Here is an 18833-nt window from a genome sequence, read left to right on the forward strand (position 1 = left end):
CTCCCTTCTTTTTATTTGACTAATTTACCTAGTATGGGTAATCGTTGAAGTCTATCACCGAGAATATGTGAAGCAAGTCCGCTCGTTAGGACGAATAAAAGATAAACAATCCCTCCTACAGCGCCGCATATAAAGACAATGAGAAGTGATTCCATATAGGATTGTCCAGGAATCATCCATTTTAAAATCGCTTTTAATGCAATTACAACAGCAGACATTGCAGCGGAGTAAATTGTAATAAGAAGTACTGTTTTTGCTGTCTCACCAATTTTAAATTTCGCAAACTTAATGATGCAGTACAACATAATAACATTGGAAACGAGGTATCCAAGAATTGTTCCAAGTACAGCACCGTGTCCGCCAAATAAATGTAAGAGCGGTGTATTTACTAAAACTTTAACGAGAATACCGACTGAGAAAGCGATCATCGTTTTTCTTTGATAATCGATTCCTTGTAATATAGCTGCTGAAACTGTGAAAATCGCACTTAATATAGCAGAAGGTGCAAATGAAATTAAATATTGTGATCCCCCAAGTGCAATTTCAGGATTTACATAAACCATACGGAATGCATCGTAAGCGATGCTAGCAAGACCGAATGCAGCTGGGATAGTGAAGAATAATAAGACTTGAAATATCTTTGCAATTTGTTCTTGTAGTTCTTCTAGTTTCCCGCTTGTATACGATTTCGTTATAGCCGGAATGATCGTTAATGAGAATCCAGTTGCAAGAGAAGCTGGAATCATAATTAACTTTTGGGCATAGTTCGTTATATAAGCGAAAACTGCATTCGCTGTTTCTAACGGCTCGCCCATCGCCCTAAGGACATCAGCTACAGTATATTGATCTACTAACGTGTAGAGTGGAATTGCAATACCGACAAATACAATTGGGATTGCATATCGAAGTAATTCCATATAAATATTTTTTAATGGAATATTCGATGCCCTTGACTTTAATTCTCCTTCGGGAGGCTTTAATCTATTATATTTTTTCCAGTACAGCATTAAAATCGAAACGCTGGCAAGCGCTCCGATAACAGCGCCAAACGTAGCAACTGCAACAGAAGAGGCGACTGAACCCCCTAATAGTTTTGAAACGATAAAACTACCAACTAAAATGAAAACCACGCGCGCAATTTGTTCTACGACTTGAGAAACGGCACTTGGTTTCATATGTTGAAAACCTTGGAAATAGCCACGTGTAACACTCATAGCTGGTACGATAATAAGTGCGAAACTTAATGCTCGCATCGTAAGTGTTACGTCGGCGATAAATTGTGGATCTGGCGTTTTCGAGCGAATAATAAATTGTGATATGTATGGTGCTCCAATAAATAAAGTTAAAAAACCTAAAAAGCCCATAAACAACATTAATTTTACGCTAGAGTTGTATAATTTTTTGCTTGTACTATAATCACCGAGCGCATTATGCTTTGCAACAAATTTGGAAACGGCAATAGGAATACCAGCTGTTGAGAAGCTTAATAAAATACCGTACCAAGAGTATGCATATCCATATAAAGCGACCCCTTGTGTTCCGACTAATAGTTGAAAAGGGAAGAAGTATATAAAACCTAATATACGTGAAATCATTGTTGCACCACTTAATAAAGCAGTACCTTTTAAAACTTTTGAAGTAGACAAAATTCTTTCCTCCTACTCGTGCTGTCTTGCATTTATCGTATACTACTATAAACCTGTTAGAGAAGTTAATATAGTATGGAACATAAATATTCTAATATTATTCATTTAAAAGTCATATTTTACATTTTTTAAATAGAACGTAATACATAAAAATTCAAAATATAAGTTGACACTATTTTTAATGTGTGATAAAAATGATAGTAATCAATTCGGAAAATAATATTTGGGCAATGAAAGGGTATAGTAGTGAATATCTCCCTATTTCAGAGAGCTGATGGTTGGTGTGAATCAGTATATAGATTATTCATGAAGTTCGTCCTGGAGCATCTTTCATAAATCTCACATTGTGAGGAAATGAAAGACGGTAGTTTATACCGTTATCAAATAAAGTGGTGAAGATTGTTTCACAACTAGGGTGGTACCGCGATATTTATCGTCCCTACGTATTTACGTAGGGACGTTTTTTATTTAGGTCCTAACTTTGTTGTGGCTTCATAACTAGGGTGGTACCGCGATAATTTATCGTCCCTACGTATTTGCGTAGGGACGTTTTTTATTTAGGTCCTAACTTTGTTGTATCTTCATAACTAGGGTGGTACCGCGATATTTTTGTCGTCCCTACGTATTTACGTAGGGGCGTTTTTTTTATTATTAGGGAGGAAGTGAACGTATTAGAAAAGAGTATTGATAGAACAATATAAATACTGAACTGAAACAAAGAAAAAGAGACAGAGAGGAGATTAACAAATGAATTCACAGCAATGGACATCGAAATTAGGTTTCGTATTAGCTGCAGCAGGTTCAGCAATTGGTCTTGGGGCGATTTGGAAATTCCCATATATGGCCGGCATCGGAGGAGGCGGGGCGTTCTTCCTTATTTTCATCGGTTTCACATTATTAATTGGTTTACCGCTATTATTAGCTGAATTCGTTATCGGAAGAAGTACACAAAAAGAGGCTGTTGATGCATATAGAGAAATTGCACCCAAAACATTATGGCCATGGTTAGGGAAATTAGGGATTATAACTTGTTTCATATTACTTTCTTTCTACAGTGTTGTAGGGGGATGGATTTTATTATACTTATGGAATGCAATTACAGGTAGACTATGGGAAGGAAATGGCGCATACGAAGCTACGTTTGGTGAAATCATTTCCAATCCTTATTTAGCAGTAGGAGCACAGTTATTATTCATTCTTATTACTATTTTTATCGTAAGTAAAGGCGTACAAAACGGTGTTGAAAAAGTAAATAAATATTTCATGCCAGCGCTATTCGTTTTATTCTTTGTATTAATTGTTCGTGCCCTTACATTAGACGGCGCGGGAGAAGGAGTTCGTTTCTTCTTACAACCTGATTTCTCACATGTAACATCAGAAGTTATTTTATATGCGATGGGTCAATCGTTCTTCTCATTATCGGTCGGTGTAGCAGTAATGGTAACATATAGTTCATACTTACCGAAGGAAGAAAGTTTATCGCGTTCAGCATTTTCTATCGTAGCTTTAACATTAGTAATTACATTACTTGCAGGACTTGCAATTTTCCCAGTTGTATTTGCATTTGGATTAGAACCATCTCAAGGACCAGGATTATTATTTATCGTATTACCTGCTATTTTCAGTAAAATGGCGTTCGGAAAAGTATTCTTCGTTATTTTCTTATTGCTGTTCTTCTTCGCAACGATTACATCTGCTATTTCTATGCTAGAAATTAGTGTTGCGTCGTTAACATCAAAAGGTAAAGGCAAACGTGAAAAAACGGCCTTAATCGTAGGTTTATTAATCTTCGTTGTTGGAGTACCATCAGCATTATCATTTGGTATATTAAGTGATCTGAAAATTTTCGGAAAGACAATCTTTGATTTAGCGGACTATGCAGTGAGTAACGTACTAATGCCACTTGGTGTTTTATTAGTTTCCATCTTTGTTCCTTTAAAAATGAAGAAAGATGTATTAATGAAAGAGCTTGGTGTAAGTAAAAATAAAGGCTATAAACTGTTCGTATTATGGTTATTCTTACTTCGCTTTATCGCACCAATTGCGATTATTATCGTATTCTTAAATGTACTTGGCATTATTTAAAAAGAAAGGTAGCGTATCGCTCTATGATACGCTACCTTTTTACTTTGCTCTTTTTTGCAGTTCGTTTACTGTTACGAACTGATAGCCCTTTTTAGATAAAGAATCTAAAATACCTTCGATGGTCTGTAAATTTTCATTAGACTCATCATACATAGAGTGCAGTAAAATGATAGAACCTGGTTGTACATTTTTATTAACATATTCAATTTTATCAGCAGCAGATTTATAAAAAGTATCAGGTTCAAGATCCCATGTAATTGTTTCGATATTGTTTTTATTTAAATAATAGGGTAGACCAATTAGCTTTTTTCCGTTTGGTGGTCTAAAGTCAATTGTGTCTGTAAATCCCGTTTGGCGGATTAATGAATTCGTTTTTTCTATTTCTTCTTTAATAAAAGAAGGTGTTTTAAAAACCATTCTGTTATGAGAATATGTATGGTTTCCAAGTTGGTGTCCAGATTGTACGATAGCTTCTCCTAACGATAGGTTTTTTTCTAATTCATTTCCGATTAAAAAGAAAGTAGCTTTTGCATTGTATGTATCTAGTAGCGGTAATATTTGTTTTACATTGTTCGTAGGACCATCATCAAAAGTTAAAGCAATCACTTTTTCATTTGTTTCTACTCGGTTTGTTAAATCTCCAAACAATTGAAAACTTCTTGCGTTCATTAATTTGTATGTTCCAAATAATGCTACAGTAATAATGAATAATGTAACGATTGTAATACTTATTTTCTTTTTCATAAAGCAACCTCACTATATTTTTGAATTGGACTAAAAAGTATTATATCAAACTAAGTAATTTCATGCTTTAAAAAGGATGTGGATGCAAGGGGGAGGAATTTATCATATAATAAAATGCAAAAGGTATATTAGGAGGTGTTTATATGGCGATTACAATTCAATTGCCGGACACTGCAGCGTCTCATGCAAAGCCAAGTATGGAAATGGCGATACTTTGCGTGAGGTAGACAAGTAATATACAATCGCCTAAATGAGCTCGTATCATTTTTTATATTTGGCTTTGCACCTTATTGAAATGAACCATAAAAAATAAGGGGCGAGCAGAAATGAAATACGTTAAAGCTGCAACGGTTTTACCAGAAAGTTTAATTATTGAAATTCAAAAATATATACAAGGTGAAACAATTTACATTCCAAAACAAGAAACGAAACATTATAAATGGGGTACACGATCTGGAGGAAGAAAACAATTAGATGAAAGAAATAAAGCTATTAAAGAAGCGTTTAAAAGCGGAATTTCCATTCATCAACTTGCGGAGGAGCATTTTCTTTCCGGAGAAACGATTAAAAAGATCGTGTATTCTAAATAAAAATAAAAGAGTCTAGTTCAATTATTAAATTGAACTAGACTCTTTTTTGCTTTGTATCTATTGGATATATTGCGTATGAATGGACAAAATAATAGAAAAATGTGTCGTTTTTTTACTAAATAGAATATAGAACATTTGAGTGAAAAGCAGAAAGGTGAGCATTTATGAATCATATTGGACAAATAACGATAGAGCTTTTAATTGGTTTCTTTGTTCTATTAATTGCTACAAAAATACTAGGGAAAACACAAATATCTCAGCTAACCCCCTTTGATTTTATTTCAGCTATCGTCCTTGGTGAGCTCGTTGGAAATTCAATATATGATCCTAAAATTAAAGTGTGGTTTATTTTATATTCAGTATTTGTTTGGGTAATTTTAATTTATTCAATAGAAGTGATAACACAAAAAATAAGAGGAACAAGAAGGTTTTTTGAAGGGTATCCTTCAATTATTATCCGTAATGGAAAAATTGACCGAGAACAATTAAGTTCAAATCATTTAGATATTAATCAATTACAACAAATGCTTAGGCAGCAAAAAGATATTTTTTCAATTCGAGAAGTTGAATATATGATTTTGGAACCTAACGGAAACATAAGCGTTCTGAAAAAGAGCAAATATGAATCTCCTACTATAAATGATTTAAGTTTAAAACATAAGCCTGTATACTTACCAATTTCATTAATTAGTGATGGAAAAGTAGTGAAAGATAATTTGAGGGAAGCTGGTTTTGATGAAGGATGGCTGTATAAGCAAATAAAGCAAAGAGGGATTACTAAATTTGAGGATGTATTATATGCTGAATGGAAAACAGACGATGGTTTCTTTTGTCAGGAAATGGAGCGGTAAAATATAATCGATGTATGTAATATTCGTTTCTAAGTTATCTTTTACATATCAAAAAGCTGAATCATTGTATACAATAAGACTAGATCAACAATTTGTATGGAGTGATAAAGATGGAAGCTTTTATTAGAAGTGATCAATATAATTTTATAAAATCACAAGCTTATATTTTAGCAAATGGGCACGCAACTGCAAATGATAGAGGTGTAATTCAAGCGTTAAAATCACTAGCGATTGAAAAGATAATACATGTATTTGAGAATTTAACGGATGAACAGAAAGAGTTAATTGATACCGTATTAACAGTTCAAAATAGAGAAGATGCAGAATCGTTTTTACTGAAAATAAATCCGTATGTCATTCCGTTTCAGGAAGTTACAGCGCAAACATTAAAAAAATTATTTCCTAAAGCGAAAAAATTAAAACTTCCTGATATGGAAGAACTGAACATGAAAGAATTATCTTATTTAAGCTGGATTGATAAAGGGTCAAGCAGGAAATTTATAATAGCGAAAAATGATAAAAATAAGTTTGTTGGTCTGCAAGGAACGTTCCAGAGCTTAAATAAAAAGAGCATTTGTTCATTATGTCATGGACATGAAGAAGTTGGGATGTTTTTAGTTGAAATTAAAGGTGATGTACCAGGAACCTTTGTGAAAAAGGGAAACTATATTTGCAAAGATGGTGTAGCTTGTAATCAGAATATGAAATCACTTGATAAATTGAACGATTTTATTGAACGATTGCAGAAATAAAGAAGGAACCTCTAGTATTTAAACTGGAGGTTTTTATTTTTTGAAGAAGTAGTAATAGGCTTCTTTTGTAGCTGTAAATTTATAAAAAAAGTCGGGTCATTTATAATGAAATTAGATAAAAATATCTATTTGGATACAGTTGCTTATATGCAAGGAGGTAAAACATGAATTACATTTCACCGAAAGAAGAAATGTTAAAAGTGAAACGGTGGCCTAAAGATACGATAGCGGCAGGTCGTGGTCATACAGTTGCTCTTAAATCGGATGGCACAGTTGTGGCAGTGGGGCGAAATAAAGAAGGAGAATGCAATGTAAGCGGTTGGTGTGATATTGAAGCAGTGGCAGCGGGCAATGTTCATATGGCGACGAACACGGGTAATGCTCATACAATCGCTCTTAAAAGTGATAATACTGTGGAAGCGGTGGGGTGGAATAAGCATGATCAATGTGATGTAAACGACTGGCATAATATTGTATCGGTTGCGGCGGGGTGGCGTTGTACCATTGGCCTTAAACCGGATGGCACAGTAGTAGCAGTGGGGCGAAATAAAGAAGGAGAATGTAATATAAGTAGCTGGAGAGATATTGTGGTGGTCACGGCGGGTGACTGGCATACAGTTGGTCTTAAAATGGACGGAACAGTGACGACTGTGGGGAATAATCGATATGGCCAATGCAATGTAAGTGGATGGCGTGGTATGGTGGAGTTGGCGGCAGGTTATCTTCATACTGTTGGTTTGAAATCGGATGGCAAAGTGATGGCAGTGGGTAATAATAAACTTGGTCAATGCGATGTAGGCAGCTGGAAAGATATTATGGCAATAGCGGCTGGTACGAATCATACAATCGGACTTAAATCAGACGGTACCGTGGTGGCAGTCGGCTGGAATGAGTATGGTCAATGTAATGTAAGCGATTGGCGTGATATTGTAGCGATAGCGGCGGGTTGTGCGCATACGGTCGGTCTGAAATTAGATGGCACGGTGGTAGCAGTAGGTGATAATACATACGGTCAATGCGATGTAGGTAGCTGGCGTAACATCCGATTGCCTAGCAAATAGTTAATTCACAACAAATCACTAGTAATATTATTCTATTTTAGGAGTAATTATGGAATAGGATATGTAGATAAGAACTCCTTTTTAAAAGAGGTTCTTATTCTTTTCCATAAAATGAGTGTCTAAATGGAATTTTTGAACAAACTTTATTTCAAAGCTACAGTAGAAAGTATAAATTACAAATAAAGCATAGGAGAGCTGAAGAAATGCTTAAAAAGTTTTTGCTTTCTTTACCGGATGTTTTACTTGTATGCATTGTTATCTACATAACATACACAACTACTTTTAGTTTTGTACAGATGTTAGTAATTTCAATTGCAATCGGAATCGTCGGTGGTCTTGTTATAAAAATTTGTAAGGATGTATTCACGTATATAAGGTGGACAATTAAACAGAGGAAATCTTGAATATGTTGTATTGCTATTAGGAGGAGAGGAAATGAATAAGAAAAAGAGTAGAGTGAAAAATGAAATCGCACTTTGGACATTAACAGCGGTTGTTCTCATTATTGCATGGTACTTTTTTCAAAGATAAAAATGCATCGTACTTAAAAGGTACGATGCATTTTTATTATTTTTTTTGCCAATTTTCTTTTATAAAGTCTTCACGGCCAGATTCTTTTTGCTCAGTAGCATATTTCTCCGGATTTTTTTTATAAAAATGTTGATGGTATTCTTCAGCCTCATAAAAAGGTGCAGCCGGGCGAATTTCAGTTACGATTGGCTCTTTAAACATACCGCTTTCTGCAAGAGCTTGTTTTGATTTTTCAGCAAGCTCTTTTTGCGTTTCATTATGATAAAAAATAGCAGTGCGATAAGAGGGACCACGGTCAAAGAATTGTCCGCCATCATCAGTTGGATCGATTTGTGGCCAATATAAATCTAGTAATTTTTCATATGGAAAAATAGAAGGATCGAATGTAATTTGTACAACTTCTAAATGACCAGATGTACCAGCTTTTACTTGTTCATATGTTGGGTTTTCTACATGACCACCTGCATAGCCAGAAAGTACTTTATGAATACCAGGAAGTTCATCAAATGGCTTTACCATGCACCAAAAGCAACCGCCTGCGAAGGTTGCGAGTTCGTATGTTTTTTCGGACATTGTTGTAATCCTCCTAAATATATATGTTTTATATAGTATTATACAATCTTTTTTATTACGCAATAAAAAAGATTTAGAAGTAAAGGGAAATTGAAATATATTTCTTTATAAAGTCTTTAAAATTCCTTCAAAGTTTCTTTTTTTCTGAGTGTTATGATGTGAATCGAAGTGAAGATGTGAGGTGATAGACAATGAATCCACGTATGAAAATTAATAGTTTACAACAAAAAATGAAAGAGAGACTAATATGAAAAAGGAATTTATACAAAGCGATTTAAGAAATATATTGATTGCGGCATGCTTATTATTAGGGTTAGTTATTTTTGGATATTTTTTAATAAATAATTACCCAGGTACAAATGAAAAAAAGAAGTTAACAGATGCAACATCTACTTCAGAATCAATTACATCTATTGCTAATTCAGATGCCAAAAAAGGGTTACAAAAACTTTTAATATTAAGGCGAAAGTAGCAAGTTTAGATTTGGGAGATGGGAAAAAGGTAGATGCATGGACCTTTGATGGAACATCACCGGGTACTCAAATTCGAGTTAAACAAGGTGAACGTATTGTTGTAAATTTGAAAAATGAATTGCCAGAACCAGTTACAATCCATTGGCACGGATTAGATGTTCCTGCGGCGGTAGACGGTGTTCCAGGTGTTACGCAAAATGCTATAAAACCAGGTGAAACATATACATACGCATTTAATGCTGATCAGGTGGGGACATATTGGTATCATTCACATCAAAAAAGTTCAATACAAACGGAGCGGGGACTATTTGGAACCATCGTTATTGAACCGAATAAACCAGCTGTAAAATATGAAAAGGATTATACAGTGGCGATCCATGAATGGAAAACAGGAGCCATAAAAACCCGTAAGCATAATGGCGAACAAGATAAAGATTGGGATAGCTACCCTAGCAATCATATTCGAAATGAAAAGGCGCAAACTTTAGAAGGCCCGTTAATGATGCCAAGTAATGATCAACTCAAAGATTTATCTGATGGAGATGATTACGATGTATTTACATTAAATGATACAAGTGAGGGACTACGATTGGATGCGAAACCAGGTGAAACAGTACGCCTTCGCTTAATTAATGCTGGGAATAATACGCATTTAATGACATTAGTTGGGGCGCCATTTCAAATTATCGCATTAGATGGTCGTGATATAAAAGGTGGGGACGAGCTAGATAAAGCAATTCTTCCGATGGGAGCTGCACAACGTTATGACCTTGTTTTTAAAATGCCGGAAACAACGAGTGTAAAACTTATTAATGTGGATCCATCTAAGAAAATGAATCGAATGTTAACGGCGACTATTGGGAACGGTTCTTTGCCGAAAAAACCTATTGATATAAAGAGTTATCCATGGTTTGATTTTACGAAATATGGAGAAAAAGAAGTTGGCAAGTTTACGATAGATTCAAAGTTTACAAAGGTCTATGATATGGATTTGGCAGAAGGTGTGAAAGATGTAAATGGACAAGAAAAATGGGTGTATACGATTAATGGAAAGACATCACCTGACATTCCACCCATTAAAGTAGAGAAAGGAGATAAAGTTAAGATTCGCTTTAAAAATAAGGGAGAAGAAATTCATCCAATGCATTTGCATGGACATACATTCCAAGTTATTTCTAAAAATGGTAAACCAATGGAGGGAAGTCCGATTTACTTAGATACAGTTAATGTTTTTCCGGGAGAAGAATATGAAATTGCTTTAGAGGCAAATAATAGTGGACTATGGATGGTTCATTGTCATCATCTCGTTCATGCGGAAAAAGGAATGCATACGATGATGAATTATGAGGGGGTAACTACTCCATTTTCTACCGGAGATCACTCAGGTAATCATCCAGAATAATAATACGGAGGTTTTCATGCTTTATAGAATGATAGTATTTATTTTAACAAGTGTAAGTATATTTTTATTTTCTCATAGTAGTGTATTTGCTCATACAAGTGTTGTAGGAGCCACCCCTAAAGAGGGGGAGGTTCTTACAGTACAACCGGAACAGATTATTCTTGAATTTAGTGAACCAGTTACAGGAAATGTAGTCAATATTGAACTGCTAGATCCAAGTGCAAAGAGAGTGCAAGTATCAAAGGTTGAAATATTAGATAACCCAACAAAAATAAAAGTGAAATTACCAAACTTAAATAATGGTACTTACACAGTAAGGTGGTCTATGATTTCTGCAGACGGACATCCGAGTGAGGGCAGCTATCCCTTTTCAATTGGAGAAGAAGTACAAACTAATGTAGTGGTAGAGGGAAATGCGAGTGGGAGTGGCTCAGTATTTTCAGATGTTATGATAGTAACACTACGCTATATTGTAGAGGGAATGATTTTAATTGGAGCAGGAGTAAAGTGGCTCGATATGTTTGTTAAACGTTATAGATTACCGTCCATATTGCAAAGAATGAAGAATATGAAAAAGATTTTCTTCTCTATACTTGTAGTAGGATTAATAGCTGAATTAATAGTATATAAGTCAGTTATTCCGAAGGGAAGTTTACTTATTCATTCGCCCTTTTCAGTTATTATTATGATTCAACTGCTATTATTAGTTCTTATGTCTTTGCAACATATGGGGAACGAATGGTATGCGCTAGTTTGGGGATTTCTTGTTGCGAGTTTTTCTTTCACAGGTCATGTATGGATTACTAATCCAAATTGGGCAGCAGTTATAATTAGAATGGTCCATGTTATGAGTATTGCAGTGTGGCTAGGAGCACTTATTTATTTAGTTCTTGTTATAGCGTGGACAACATTATACAAAATTACATTTGATCAAAAGCGTTTCCGTAAACATTTTAGTAGTATTGCTGGTATTTCATTTATTCTAGCATTTCTTTCTGGGGAATTAATTGTGTTTCTACAGACAAGGCATTGGGTACTTTTTAATTTTAATTCAATATGGACGAACCTTTTAAATATAAAGATTCTTACTGTATGTATAATTACAATTGTAGCATGGAGACAAACGAAAACATGGGGTATCGATATTGGAACAGTTAATCGCCGTTTATTGCTCTTAGAAATGGTTCTAGCTATACTCGTATTATTAGCTGGTATTTGGATGAGTCAAGTTTCGTTTCCGGTGAATTCTGTAACAAGCTAAAATTATAATGTTCATAGGAGTTCTGTAATGTCAATCCGTATTAGATTGCTGTTGTCGTATGTTGCGATGGTAATTATTCCAATCGTTTTTTGCGGTATAGCAGTTATGTTAATTAGTGTTACTTTATTTGGTGATATTCGTATTGCAAAAGCAATCATTGGTCTTAATCAAAATAGTCATTCTCTCATTGATAAAGAGCAGGAGGGAGCTATTCGTACAAAAGAAGATGAAGATGATATTTTCAGTAGGTTGAAAATTCTTTCATCGTATGCTCCAGATAAATTGGAGGATATACATTTTTTAAAGGAAACTGATAAAGAATTAAACGATAATCAAGCAGGATTACTAATTCGAAAAAATGATGAGCTTACATATTCATCCCCATATTTTAAAATCTCTTCTTTTGATAAATACCTACCCGCATTTGAAACGGAAGGACAAAGAAAGGGAATGGATGTGAAAATAGAGGGTAATTCTTTTTACTATAAGCAATTTGATTACTACGATGAAGAGAAGGATAAGGTCAGTATTTTTGTATTTGAGTATGTAAATCCTTTAGAAGAAATGATTAGAGAATTTTTCCCGTATTTCGTATTCTCTTTAATACTTGGGTTAATTATTACGAATGGAATATTAACATATTTTATATCACGGAGTATTATTAAACCATTGCATTCATTAAAGCAGGCAACGGAAAGAATTCAAAAGGGTGATTTAGATTTTCAAGTAAAGCCACTTGCGAAAGATGAAATAGGTGAATTAAGTTTATCGTTTGAAGAGATGCGTGGCAGATTGAAGGAATCGGTCGAGTTGCAAATGCAATATGAAAAGAATCGTAAAGAGTTGCTTTCAAATATTTCTCATGATTTACGGACGCCAATAACGGCTATTAAAGGTTATGTACAAGGAATTAAAGAAGGTATCGCTCGAACTCCAGAACAATTAGATAAATATTTAACGATTATTTATCATAAAGTGTTTGATATGGATCAATTAATTGACGAGCTTTTTCTCTTTTCAAAACTTGATTTGAAAGAGGAACCATTTCAATTTGAAGAGGTTGAAATTAACCAATACTTATCTGATTGCATAGAAGAACTACAGCTTGAATTGCAAGATAAGGGAATTACAGTGAGATGGGATGCTCAAAAGGATACTTCTATTTTGGTAAAAGGTGATCGTGAAAAATTACGTCGTGTTATTACAAATATCATTTGGAATAGTGTGAAGTATATGGATAAAGAAGAAGGATATATAGGAATTCGCATGACCGAATCTATTGATTATGTAACGATTTACATAAAAGATAATGGGGTAGGAATAGAAGAGAAGGCGTTGCCTCATATATTTGAAAGGTTTTATCGTGCAGATCATTCTAGAAATTCTAAAACAGGTGGAAGCGGACTTGGTTTGTCAATTGCACATCAGATTATCACACAACATGGTGGTGATATTTGGGTAGAAAGCAAAAAAGGTAAAGGAACGACGCTGGCATTTACATTACAAAAAATCAATTAGAAAAAGGAGAGCATCTTGAAAAGAATTTTAATTATTGAAGATGAAGCTATTATAGCAGAGTTAGAAAAGGATTATTTAGAGGTTGCTGGGTATACAGTAGATATTGATTACTCTGGCGAAAAAGGGTTACAAAGAGTTCTGCTGGAGGATTATGACTTGTTAATTTTAGACATAATGTTACCGGGAATAGATGGATATGAAATTTGTAAACAAGTTCGATTGGAAAAGGACATACCAATACTTATGGTGTCCGCAAAACAAGAGGAAATCGATAAAATTAAAGGGTTAGGTTTTGGAGCAGATGATTATATTATAAAACCGTTTAGCCCGAGTGAAATGGTGACACGTGTAAATGCTCATCTAGCTCGTTATGATCGTTTAACAGGAAAACGAGAACAAATAAAAGATGAAATTCGTATTCGAGGATTACTTATTGATAAATCGGCCCGACGTGTATTTGTAAATGGAACTGAAATCATGTTAACAGGAAAAGAATTTGATTTATTAACTTGTATGGCAGAACATCCAAATCAAGTATTTAGTAAAGATCGTCTCTTTGAAACTGTATGGGGGATGGATGTAATTGGTGATGCAGCAACGGTTGCTGTCCATGTGAAAAATATTCGTCACAAAATTGAACTCGATCCATTTGATAAATCATATATCGAAACAATTTGGGGAGTAGGGTATCGTTTTACACAGTGAAAAAGGCCAGCAAAAATGCTGGCTTTTTTTGCGTAAGTAGATTAAGAAATTACAAACAAGATCCTCCGCTCACATCAATTAATTGTCCAGTAACCCAGCGGCTGTCTGGAGAAGCGAGAAATGCCGCGGTATCGGCAATATCTTCTACTTCACCTAAGCGATTAAAAGCGGAAATGGTAGTGGCATACTGTTTCATCATTGGATCGCTCAAGAGTTCTGCATTCATATCGGTTTTAATAAATCCAGGAAGTATTGCATTCACTGTTATTCCTTGTGCTCCGAGCTGTTTTGCTAGCGTGAAAGTCATCGTATTAATAGCGCCTTTCGTCATACTATATGCAACGAAATCAGGTAAAGAAATACGAGTGGCAGCGGATGAAATATTAATAATTCGGCTATTGTCACGTAAACGAGATAGAGCTTGTTGGATGATAAAGAATGGTGCTTTTGCATTAACAGAAACCATTCTATCAAAAAATTGTTCAGTCGTTTCTTCAATAAAAGCACCAGGACCAATTCCAGCGTTGTTTATTAAAATATCAAATTTAGTACTACCAGTTCTTTTTTGTAATTCGCTATCTAAAGAACTATAAAGGGTTTCTACACCATGTAAAGATTCAAGGTTTGCACCGATAGAAAAAGCTGATCCGCCATTTGATTGAATTTCATAAACGGTTTCTTCAGCATCGTCTTTTCGATTTCCGTAATGAATAGCAACTAATGCACCGTCGTTCGCTAAACGTTTTGCAATAGCACGTCCAATTCCTCGGCTTGCTCCTGTAACTAATGCCACTTTTCCTTTTAACATAGTTTTCTCATCTCCTCAAAAAAATTTTTATGTTATTAAGTTGTTTTTCTTTATGTAGTAATGCGAACATACTTAAGTAATATATGAGTATGTGTAAGAAGTTCATTCCGATTTTGTTTTGAGAAAAAATAAATAGACTTCTCTTGAATTGATTGAATTTTATTTTTTTTTCGGAAAAACATGTTGACAATGAAAAGAACAACGTCCTATAATACGTTTAACAAATAAAAGTTAATTAAGAATCTTTCAACTTTATATGTTACATATGCAAAGAAGAGGAAAGTAGATGGTTATGATCGTTTCAGAGAGCTGCTCCTAGGCTGTGAGAGTAGTAACAATCGAATCATTGAATATCACCTCGGAGCATCGCTTGCGAAAGGGAAACTGAGTAGAGGGCGACGGCATCGTCTCCGGTAAAAGGACGGGGGTCTAATTGGACCTACAAAGCTTATATTTCGCGAGAAGTATAAGGAAGCTGAGTGGTACCGCGAAACTCTCGCCTCAGCAATCAAAGCTACTAAATTGTAGTAGTTGATTGCTGAGGCGAGAGTTTTTATTTTAAAAAATAGAATACGATAATGCGTAGAAGAGGAGAGTAAATGAAGAAAATTGTTTCAGAGAGCTGCCCAGAAGCTGTGAGGGTGGTAACAATTTCATCATTGAAAATCACCTCGGAGTACTACTTTTGAAAACTAGTAAAAAGTAGCGGAGTTGTTTCCGATAGAAAAACAAAAGTCTAATTGGACTTGCAGAGCTTATATTTCGTGAGAAGTGTAAGGAAGCTGAGTGGTACCACGATTCCCTCGTCTCAGCAATGGATTGCTACAAGTATGTATGTAATCGATTGTTGAGACGAGTATATTTTTAAGATTTATATACTGAATATTCTGTTAAAATAACTCATCTCAGCAATCGATATAGAAATAGATTGCAAAAATAGAGAGAAAAAAGAGGAGCGATGTGAGATGGGAAACCAGTATATTTATATGAATGGGGAATTTGTAGAAAAAGAAAAGGCAGTTGTTTCAGTATATGATCACGGTTTTTTATACGGAGATGGTGTATTTGAAGGGATTCGTAGTTACGGTGGAAATGTATTTTGTTTAAAAGAACATGTAAAACGATTATACGAATCGGCAAAATCTATTCTACTTACAATCCCACTGACAGTTAACGAAATGGAAGAAGCAGTTTTACAAACATTGCAAAAAAATGAATATGCTGATGCCTACATTCGATTAATTGTTTCAAGGGGAAAAGGTGACTTAGGGCTCGACCCTAGAAGTTGTGTGAAACCGAGCGTTATTATCATTGCAGAACAATTAAAGTTATTCCCACAGGAATTTTACGATAATGGACTAAGCGTTGTATCTGTTGCATCGAGACGTAATACGCCAGATGCATTAGATCCACGTATTAAGTCAATGAACTATTTAAATAACGTACTTGTGAAAATTGAAGCGGCACAAGCAGGAGTGTTAGAGGCCCTTATGTTAAATCAACAAGGATATGTTTGTGAAGGATCTGGAGACAATGTTTTCGTTGTGAAAGATGGAAAAGTGTTAACACCTCCTTCTTACTTAGGGGCGCTAGAAGGTATTACGAGAAATAGTGTTATCGAGCTATGTGAACGACTTAATATTCCATGTGAGGAAAGGCCATTTACTCGCCATGACGTATATGTAGCAGATGAAGTGTTTTTAACAGGAACGGCAGCAGAATTAATTCCAGTTGTAAAAGTTGATTCAAGAGAGATTGGAGATGGAAAACCAGGAAGTGTAACGAAACAATTGACAGAGGAATTTAAAAAGTTAACGAGAGAAAGAGGAGTACGTGTTCCAGGACTGGCGGAGAGCTTACTGTAGGTAGGGGAGAGGAGTTAATTAAAATGGAACAACATACAACACGTGAGAAATTACAGTGTGAAGATGTGACAGGTGCCGGACATGTTATTCAATGCTTGAAAAAAATAGGTGTAACGACTGTTTTCGGTTATCCAGGCGGAGCGATTTTGCCAGTGTACGACGCGTTATATGGAAGTGGTTTGAAGCACGTTTTAACTCGTCATGAACAAGCTGCCATTCATGCGGCAGAAGGATATGCGAGAGCTTCTGGAAAGGTCGGGGTAGTCTTTGCTACCTCTGGCCCAGGGGCGACAAATTTAGTTACGGGTTTAGCAGATGCTTATATGGATTCGATTCCTTTAGTTGTCATTACAGGGCAAGTTGCAAAACCTCTCATCGGAAAAGATGGATTTCAAGAAGCAGATGTTGTCGGGATTACAGTACCTGTTACGAAGCATAATTACCAAGTTCGTGATGTGAATCATTTATCACGCATTGTACAAGAAGCTTTTTACATCGCCGAAAGCGGGCGACCAGGACCAGTATTAATTGATATTCCAAAAGATGTTCAAAATGAAAATGTAACAAGTTTTTATAATGAAGTAATTGAGATTCCAGGGTACAAATTAGAGCCTATGCCAGACGGTAGGAAGCTTAGAGAGGTAGCTAAAGCAATTTCCGAAGCAAAACGTCCCCTTCTTTATATTGGAGGAGGGATCATTCATTCGGGTGGTTCTGATGAACTTATTCAGTTTGCGAGGGAAAATCGTATTCCTGTCGTTTCCACTTTAATGGGACTTGGTGCATATCCGCCGGGAGATTCGTTATTTTTAGGAATGCTCGGCATGCATGGAACGCACGCTGCAAATATGGCAGTAACAGAATGTGATTTATTACTTGCGTTAGGTGTTCGCTTTGATGATCGTGTAACAGGAAAATTAGAACTCTTTTCTCCGCATTCAAAAAAGGTACATATTGATATAGATCCTTCGGAGTTCCATAAAAATGTAACTGTGGAATATCCGATTGTTGGAGATGTGAAAAAAGCGTTACATATGTTGTTACATATGCCAATTCGTACACAAACAAATGAATGGCTTACGAAAATAGAGGAATGGAAAGCGGAATATCCTCTTTCCTACAATCAAAAAGAATGTGAGTTAAAACCACAGCATGTTATTAGTCTAGTAAGTGAATTAACGAATGGTGAAGCGATTGTTACGACAGAAGTAGGACAGCATCAAATGTGGGCTGCTCATTTTTATAAAGCGAAAAACCCACGGACGTTTCTAACATCTGGCGGACTAGGAACGATGGGATTTGGTTTCCCAGCGGCAGTTGGTGCTCAGCTTGCGAAAGAAGAAGAACTCGTCATTTGTATTGCGGGCGATGCTTCTTTTCAAATGAACATTCAAGAATTACAAACAATTGCTGAAAATAATATTCCTGTAAAAGTATTTATTATAAATAATAAATTTTTAGGGATGGTAAGGCAATGGCAAGAGATGTTTTATGAAAATCGTTTATCAGAGTCAAAAATCGGATCACCAGATTTTGTGAAAGTGGCAGAAGCTTATGGAGTGAAGGGATTAAGGGCGACAAATTCAACAGAGGCGAAACAAGTGATGTTAGAAGCATTTGCTCATGATGGTCCTGTCGTAGTTGATTTTTGTGTAGAAGAAGGTGAAAACGTATTTCCGATGGTTCCGCCAAACAAAGGGAATAACGAAATGATTATGAAGAGGTGGGAAGAATGAGTCATACTTTTTCACTCGTTATTCATAACGAGCCAAGCGTCTTATTACGTATAAGTGGGATTTTTGCTCGGCGTGGTTATTATATTTCTTCTTTACATTTAAACGAAAGAGATACTAGTGGCGTTTCTGAAATGAAACTCACAGCAGTTTGTACTGAAAATGAAGCGACATTACTTGTCGGTCAGTTGAAAAAATTAATTGATGTACTGCAAGTAAATAAATTATAAGGAGT

The 18833-nt window shown here is 35.4% G+C and carries 18 protein-coding genes and 3 other annotated features; of the genes, 14 read left to right on the forward strand and 4 right to left on the reverse strand.

Annotated elements, in window-relative coordinates; genetic code table 11:
- Positions 1–11 precede the first annotated feature (11 nt).
- A complete protein-coding gene (locus tag JDS99_RS16445; RefSeq protein ID WP_088062983.1) occupies positions 12–1646 on the reverse strand; it encodes a putative polysaccharide biosynthesis protein in 1635 nt (544 codons plus the stop codon).
- 221 nt (positions 1647–1867) lie between these two features.
- Positions 1868–2090, forward strand: a binding site (T-box leader).
- A 303-nt stretch (positions 2091–2393) separates the two neighbouring features.
- Between JDS99_RS16445 and JDS99_RS16450 the strand changes: the two genes are divergently transcribed.
- Positions 2394–3731: a sodium-dependent transporter gene (locus tag JDS99_RS16450; RefSeq protein ID WP_199695371.1), complete on the forward strand. Its 1338-nt coding sequence runs from the start codon at positions 2394–2396 to the stop codon at positions 3729–3731.
- Between the two features lie 39 nt (positions 3732–3770).
- Here the strand turns inward: JDS99_RS16450 and JDS99_RS16455 are convergent, their stop codons facing one another.
- Positions 3771–4475 carry a polysaccharide deacetylase family protein gene (locus JDS99_RS16455; protein ID WP_199695372.1) on the reverse strand — a complete coding sequence of 235 codons (705 nt, stop codon included), beginning with the start codon at positions 4473–4475 and terminating at the stop codon, positions 3771–3773.
- Positions 4476–4801: 326 nt separating this feature from the next.
- Between JDS99_RS16455 and JDS99_RS16460 the strand changes: the two genes are divergently transcribed.
- The 5 genes from JDS99_RS16460 (at position 4802) to JDS99_RS16480 (ending at position 8133) form a co-directional block, all read left to right on the forward strand.
- Positions 4802–5065 (forward strand): CD3324 family protein, encoded by a 264-nt coding sequence (locus tag JDS99_RS16460; protein WP_087983052.1) that lies wholly within the window; start codon positions 4802–4804, stop codon positions 5063–5065.
- Positions 5066–5229: 164 nt separating this feature from the next.
- The gene (locus tag JDS99_RS16465; protein WP_199695373.1) at positions 5230–5916 is read left to right on the forward strand and encodes a DUF421 domain-containing protein; all 687 of its coding nucleotides are present in this window, start codon (positions 5230–5232) and stop codon (positions 5914–5916) included.
- A 110-nt stretch (positions 5917–6026) separates the two neighbouring features.
- Complete coding sequence (locus JDS99_RS16470) at positions 6027–6668, forward strand: FusB/FusC family EF-G-binding protein (protein ID WP_199695374.1); 642 nt, start codon at positions 6027–6029, stop codon at positions 6666–6668.
- Positions 6669–6832: 164 nt separating this feature from the next.
- Positions 6833–7729, forward strand: coding sequence for an RCC1 domain-containing protein (locus JDS99_RS16475; protein WP_199695375.1), 897 nt, complete (start codon positions 6833–6835; stop codon positions 7727–7729).
- Positions 7730–7932: 203 nt separating this feature from the next.
- Positions 7933–8133 carry a hypothetical protein gene (locus tag JDS99_RS16480; RefSeq protein WP_088062987.1) on the forward strand — a complete coding sequence of 67 codons (201 nt, stop codon included), beginning with the start codon at positions 7933–7935 and terminating at the stop codon, positions 8131–8133.
- A gap of 163 nt (positions 8134–8296) precedes the next feature.
- On the opposite strand, the gene msrA is transcribed toward JDS99_RS16480, so the two are convergent.
- Positions 8297–8833: a peptide-methionine (S)-S-oxide reductase MsrA gene (msrA, locus tag JDS99_RS16485; RefSeq protein WP_001291868.1), complete on the reverse strand. Its 537-nt coding sequence runs from the start codon at positions 8831–8833 to the stop codon at positions 8297–8299.
- A gap of 247 nt (positions 8834–9080) precedes the next feature.
- Between msrA and JDS99_RS32030 the strand changes: the two genes are divergently transcribed.
- The 5 genes from JDS99_RS32030 to JDS99_RS16505 are packed head-to-tail and all read left to right on the forward strand — an operon-like array spanning position 9081 to position 14192.
- Positions 9081–9305, forward strand: coding sequence for a hypothetical protein (locus JDS99_RS32030; protein WP_242475739.1), 225 nt, complete (start codon positions 9081–9083; stop codon positions 9303–9305).
- Between the two features lie 11 nt (positions 9306–9316).
- On the forward strand, positions 9317–10708 hold the full coding sequence (locus JDS99_RS16490) for a multicopper oxidase family protein (protein ID WP_242475740.1): 1392 nt from the start codon (positions 9317–9319) through the stop codon (positions 10706–10708).
- A gap of 16 nt (positions 10709–10724) precedes the next feature.
- Complete coding sequence (locus JDS99_RS16495) at positions 10725–11969, forward strand: copper resistance CopC/CopD family protein (RefSeq protein ID WP_199695376.1); 1245 nt, start codon at positions 10725–10727, stop codon at positions 11967–11969.
- A gap of 27 nt (positions 11970–11996) precedes the next feature.
- Positions 11997–13487: a sensor histidine kinase gene (locus JDS99_RS16500; protein WP_087983038.1), complete on the forward strand. Its 1491-nt coding sequence runs from the start codon at positions 11997–11999 to the stop codon at positions 13485–13487.
- A gap of 15 nt (positions 13488–13502) precedes the next feature.
- Positions 13503–14192 carry a response regulator transcription factor gene (locus tag JDS99_RS16505; RefSeq protein WP_199695377.1) on the forward strand — a complete coding sequence of 230 codons (690 nt, stop codon included), beginning with the start codon at positions 13503–13505 and terminating at the stop codon, positions 14190–14192.
- A 49-nt stretch (positions 14193–14241) separates the two neighbouring features.
- Here the strand turns inward: JDS99_RS16505 and JDS99_RS16510 are convergent, their stop codons facing one another.
- A complete protein-coding gene (locus tag JDS99_RS16510; RefSeq protein WP_199695378.1) occupies positions 14242–15000 on the reverse strand; it encodes an SDR family oxidoreductase in 759 nt (252 codons plus the stop codon).
- A 261-nt stretch (positions 15001–15261) separates the two neighbouring features.
- Positions 15262–15507, forward strand: a binding site (T-box leader).
- A 67-nt stretch (positions 15508–15574) separates the two neighbouring features.
- Positions 15575–15814: a binding site (T-box leader), on the forward strand.
- A gap of 151 nt (positions 15815–15965) precedes the next feature.
- On the opposite strand from JDS99_RS16510, the gene ilvE reads away from it, so the two are divergent.
- From ilvE to JDS99_RS16525, 3 genes are read left to right on the forward strand one after another with little or no spacing between them, the layout of a single operon-like run.
- The gene (gene ilvE, locus JDS99_RS16515; RefSeq protein WP_000528141.1) at positions 15966–16865 is read left to right on the forward strand and encodes a branched-chain-amino-acid transaminase; all 900 of its coding nucleotides are present in this window, start codon (positions 15966–15968) and stop codon (positions 16863–16865) included.
- Between the two features lie 23 nt (positions 16866–16888).
- Positions 16889–18601, forward strand: coding sequence for an acetolactate synthase large subunit (ilvB, locus tag JDS99_RS16520; RefSeq protein ID WP_199695379.1), 1713 nt, complete (start codon positions 16889–16891; stop codon positions 18599–18601).
- Positions 18598–18828 (forward strand): ACT domain-containing protein, encoded by a 231-nt coding sequence (locus JDS99_RS16525; protein ID WP_000019914.1) that lies wholly within the window; start codon positions 18598–18600, stop codon positions 18826–18828. The genes ilvB and JDS99_RS16525 overlap by 4 nt, the downstream gene beginning before the upstream one ends.
- Positions 18829–18833 lie beyond the last annotated feature (5 nt).

The organism is Bacillus cereus group sp. N6 (assembly GCF_016483705.1).
GTDB classification, from domain to species: Bacteria; Bacillota; Bacilli; order Bacillales; family Bacillaceae_G; genus Bacillus_A; species Bacillus_A wiedmannii.

Coding starts and splice junctions, on each gene's coding strand:
- JDS99_RS16455 (WP_199695372.1), bottom strand. CDS start 4,475: ATGAAAAAGAAAATAAGTATTACAATCGTTACATTATTCATTATTACT.
- JDS99_RS32030 (WP_242475739.1), top strand. CDS start 9,081: ATGAAAAAGGAATTTATACAAAGCGATTTAAGAAATATATTGATTGCG.
- JDS99_RS16450 (WP_199695371.1), top strand. CDS start 2,394: ATGAATTCACAGCAATGGACATCGAAATTAGGTTTCGTATTAGCTGCA.
- msrA (WP_001291868.1), bottom strand. CDS start 8,833: ATGTCCGAAAAAACATACGAACTCGCAACCTTCGCAGGCGGTTGCTTT.
- JDS99_RS16470 (WP_199695374.1), top strand. CDS start 6,027: ATGGAAGCTTTTATTAGAAGTGATCAATATAATTTTATAAAATCACAA.
- ilvE (WP_000528141.1), top strand. CDS start 15,966: ATGGGAAACCAGTATATTTATATGAATGGGGAATTTGTAGAAAAAGAA.
- JDS99_RS16460 (WP_087983052.1), top strand. CDS start 4,802: ATGAAATACGTTAAAGCTGCAACGGTTTTACCAGAAAGTTTAATTATT.
- ilvB (WP_199695379.1), top strand. CDS start 16,889: ATGGAACAACATACAACACGTGAGAAATTACAGTGTGAAGATGTGACA.
- JDS99_RS16500 (WP_087983038.1), top strand. CDS start 11,997: ATGTCAATCCGTATTAGATTGCTGTTGTCGTATGTTGCGATGGTAATT.
- JDS99_RS16475 (WP_199695375.1), top strand. CDS start 6,833: ATGAATTACATTTCACCGAAAGAAGAAATGTTAAAAGTGAAACGGTGG.
- JDS99_RS16495 (WP_199695376.1), top strand. CDS start 10,725: ATGCTTTATAGAATGATAGTATTTATTTTAACAAGTGTAAGTATATTT.
- JDS99_RS16480 (WP_088062987.1), top strand. CDS start 7,933: ATGCTTAAAAAGTTTTTGCTTTCTTTACCGGATGTTTTACTTGTATGC.
- JDS99_RS16510 (WP_199695378.1), bottom strand. CDS start 15,000: ATGTTAAAAGGAAAAGTGGCATTAGTTACAGGAGCAAGCCGAGGAATT.
- JDS99_RS16465 (WP_199695373.1), top strand. CDS start 5,230: ATGAATCATATTGGACAAATAACGATAGAGCTTTTAATTGGTTTCTTT.
- JDS99_RS16525 (WP_000019914.1), top strand. CDS start 18,598: ATGAGTCATACTTTTTCACTCGTTATTCATAACGAGCCAAGCGTCTTA.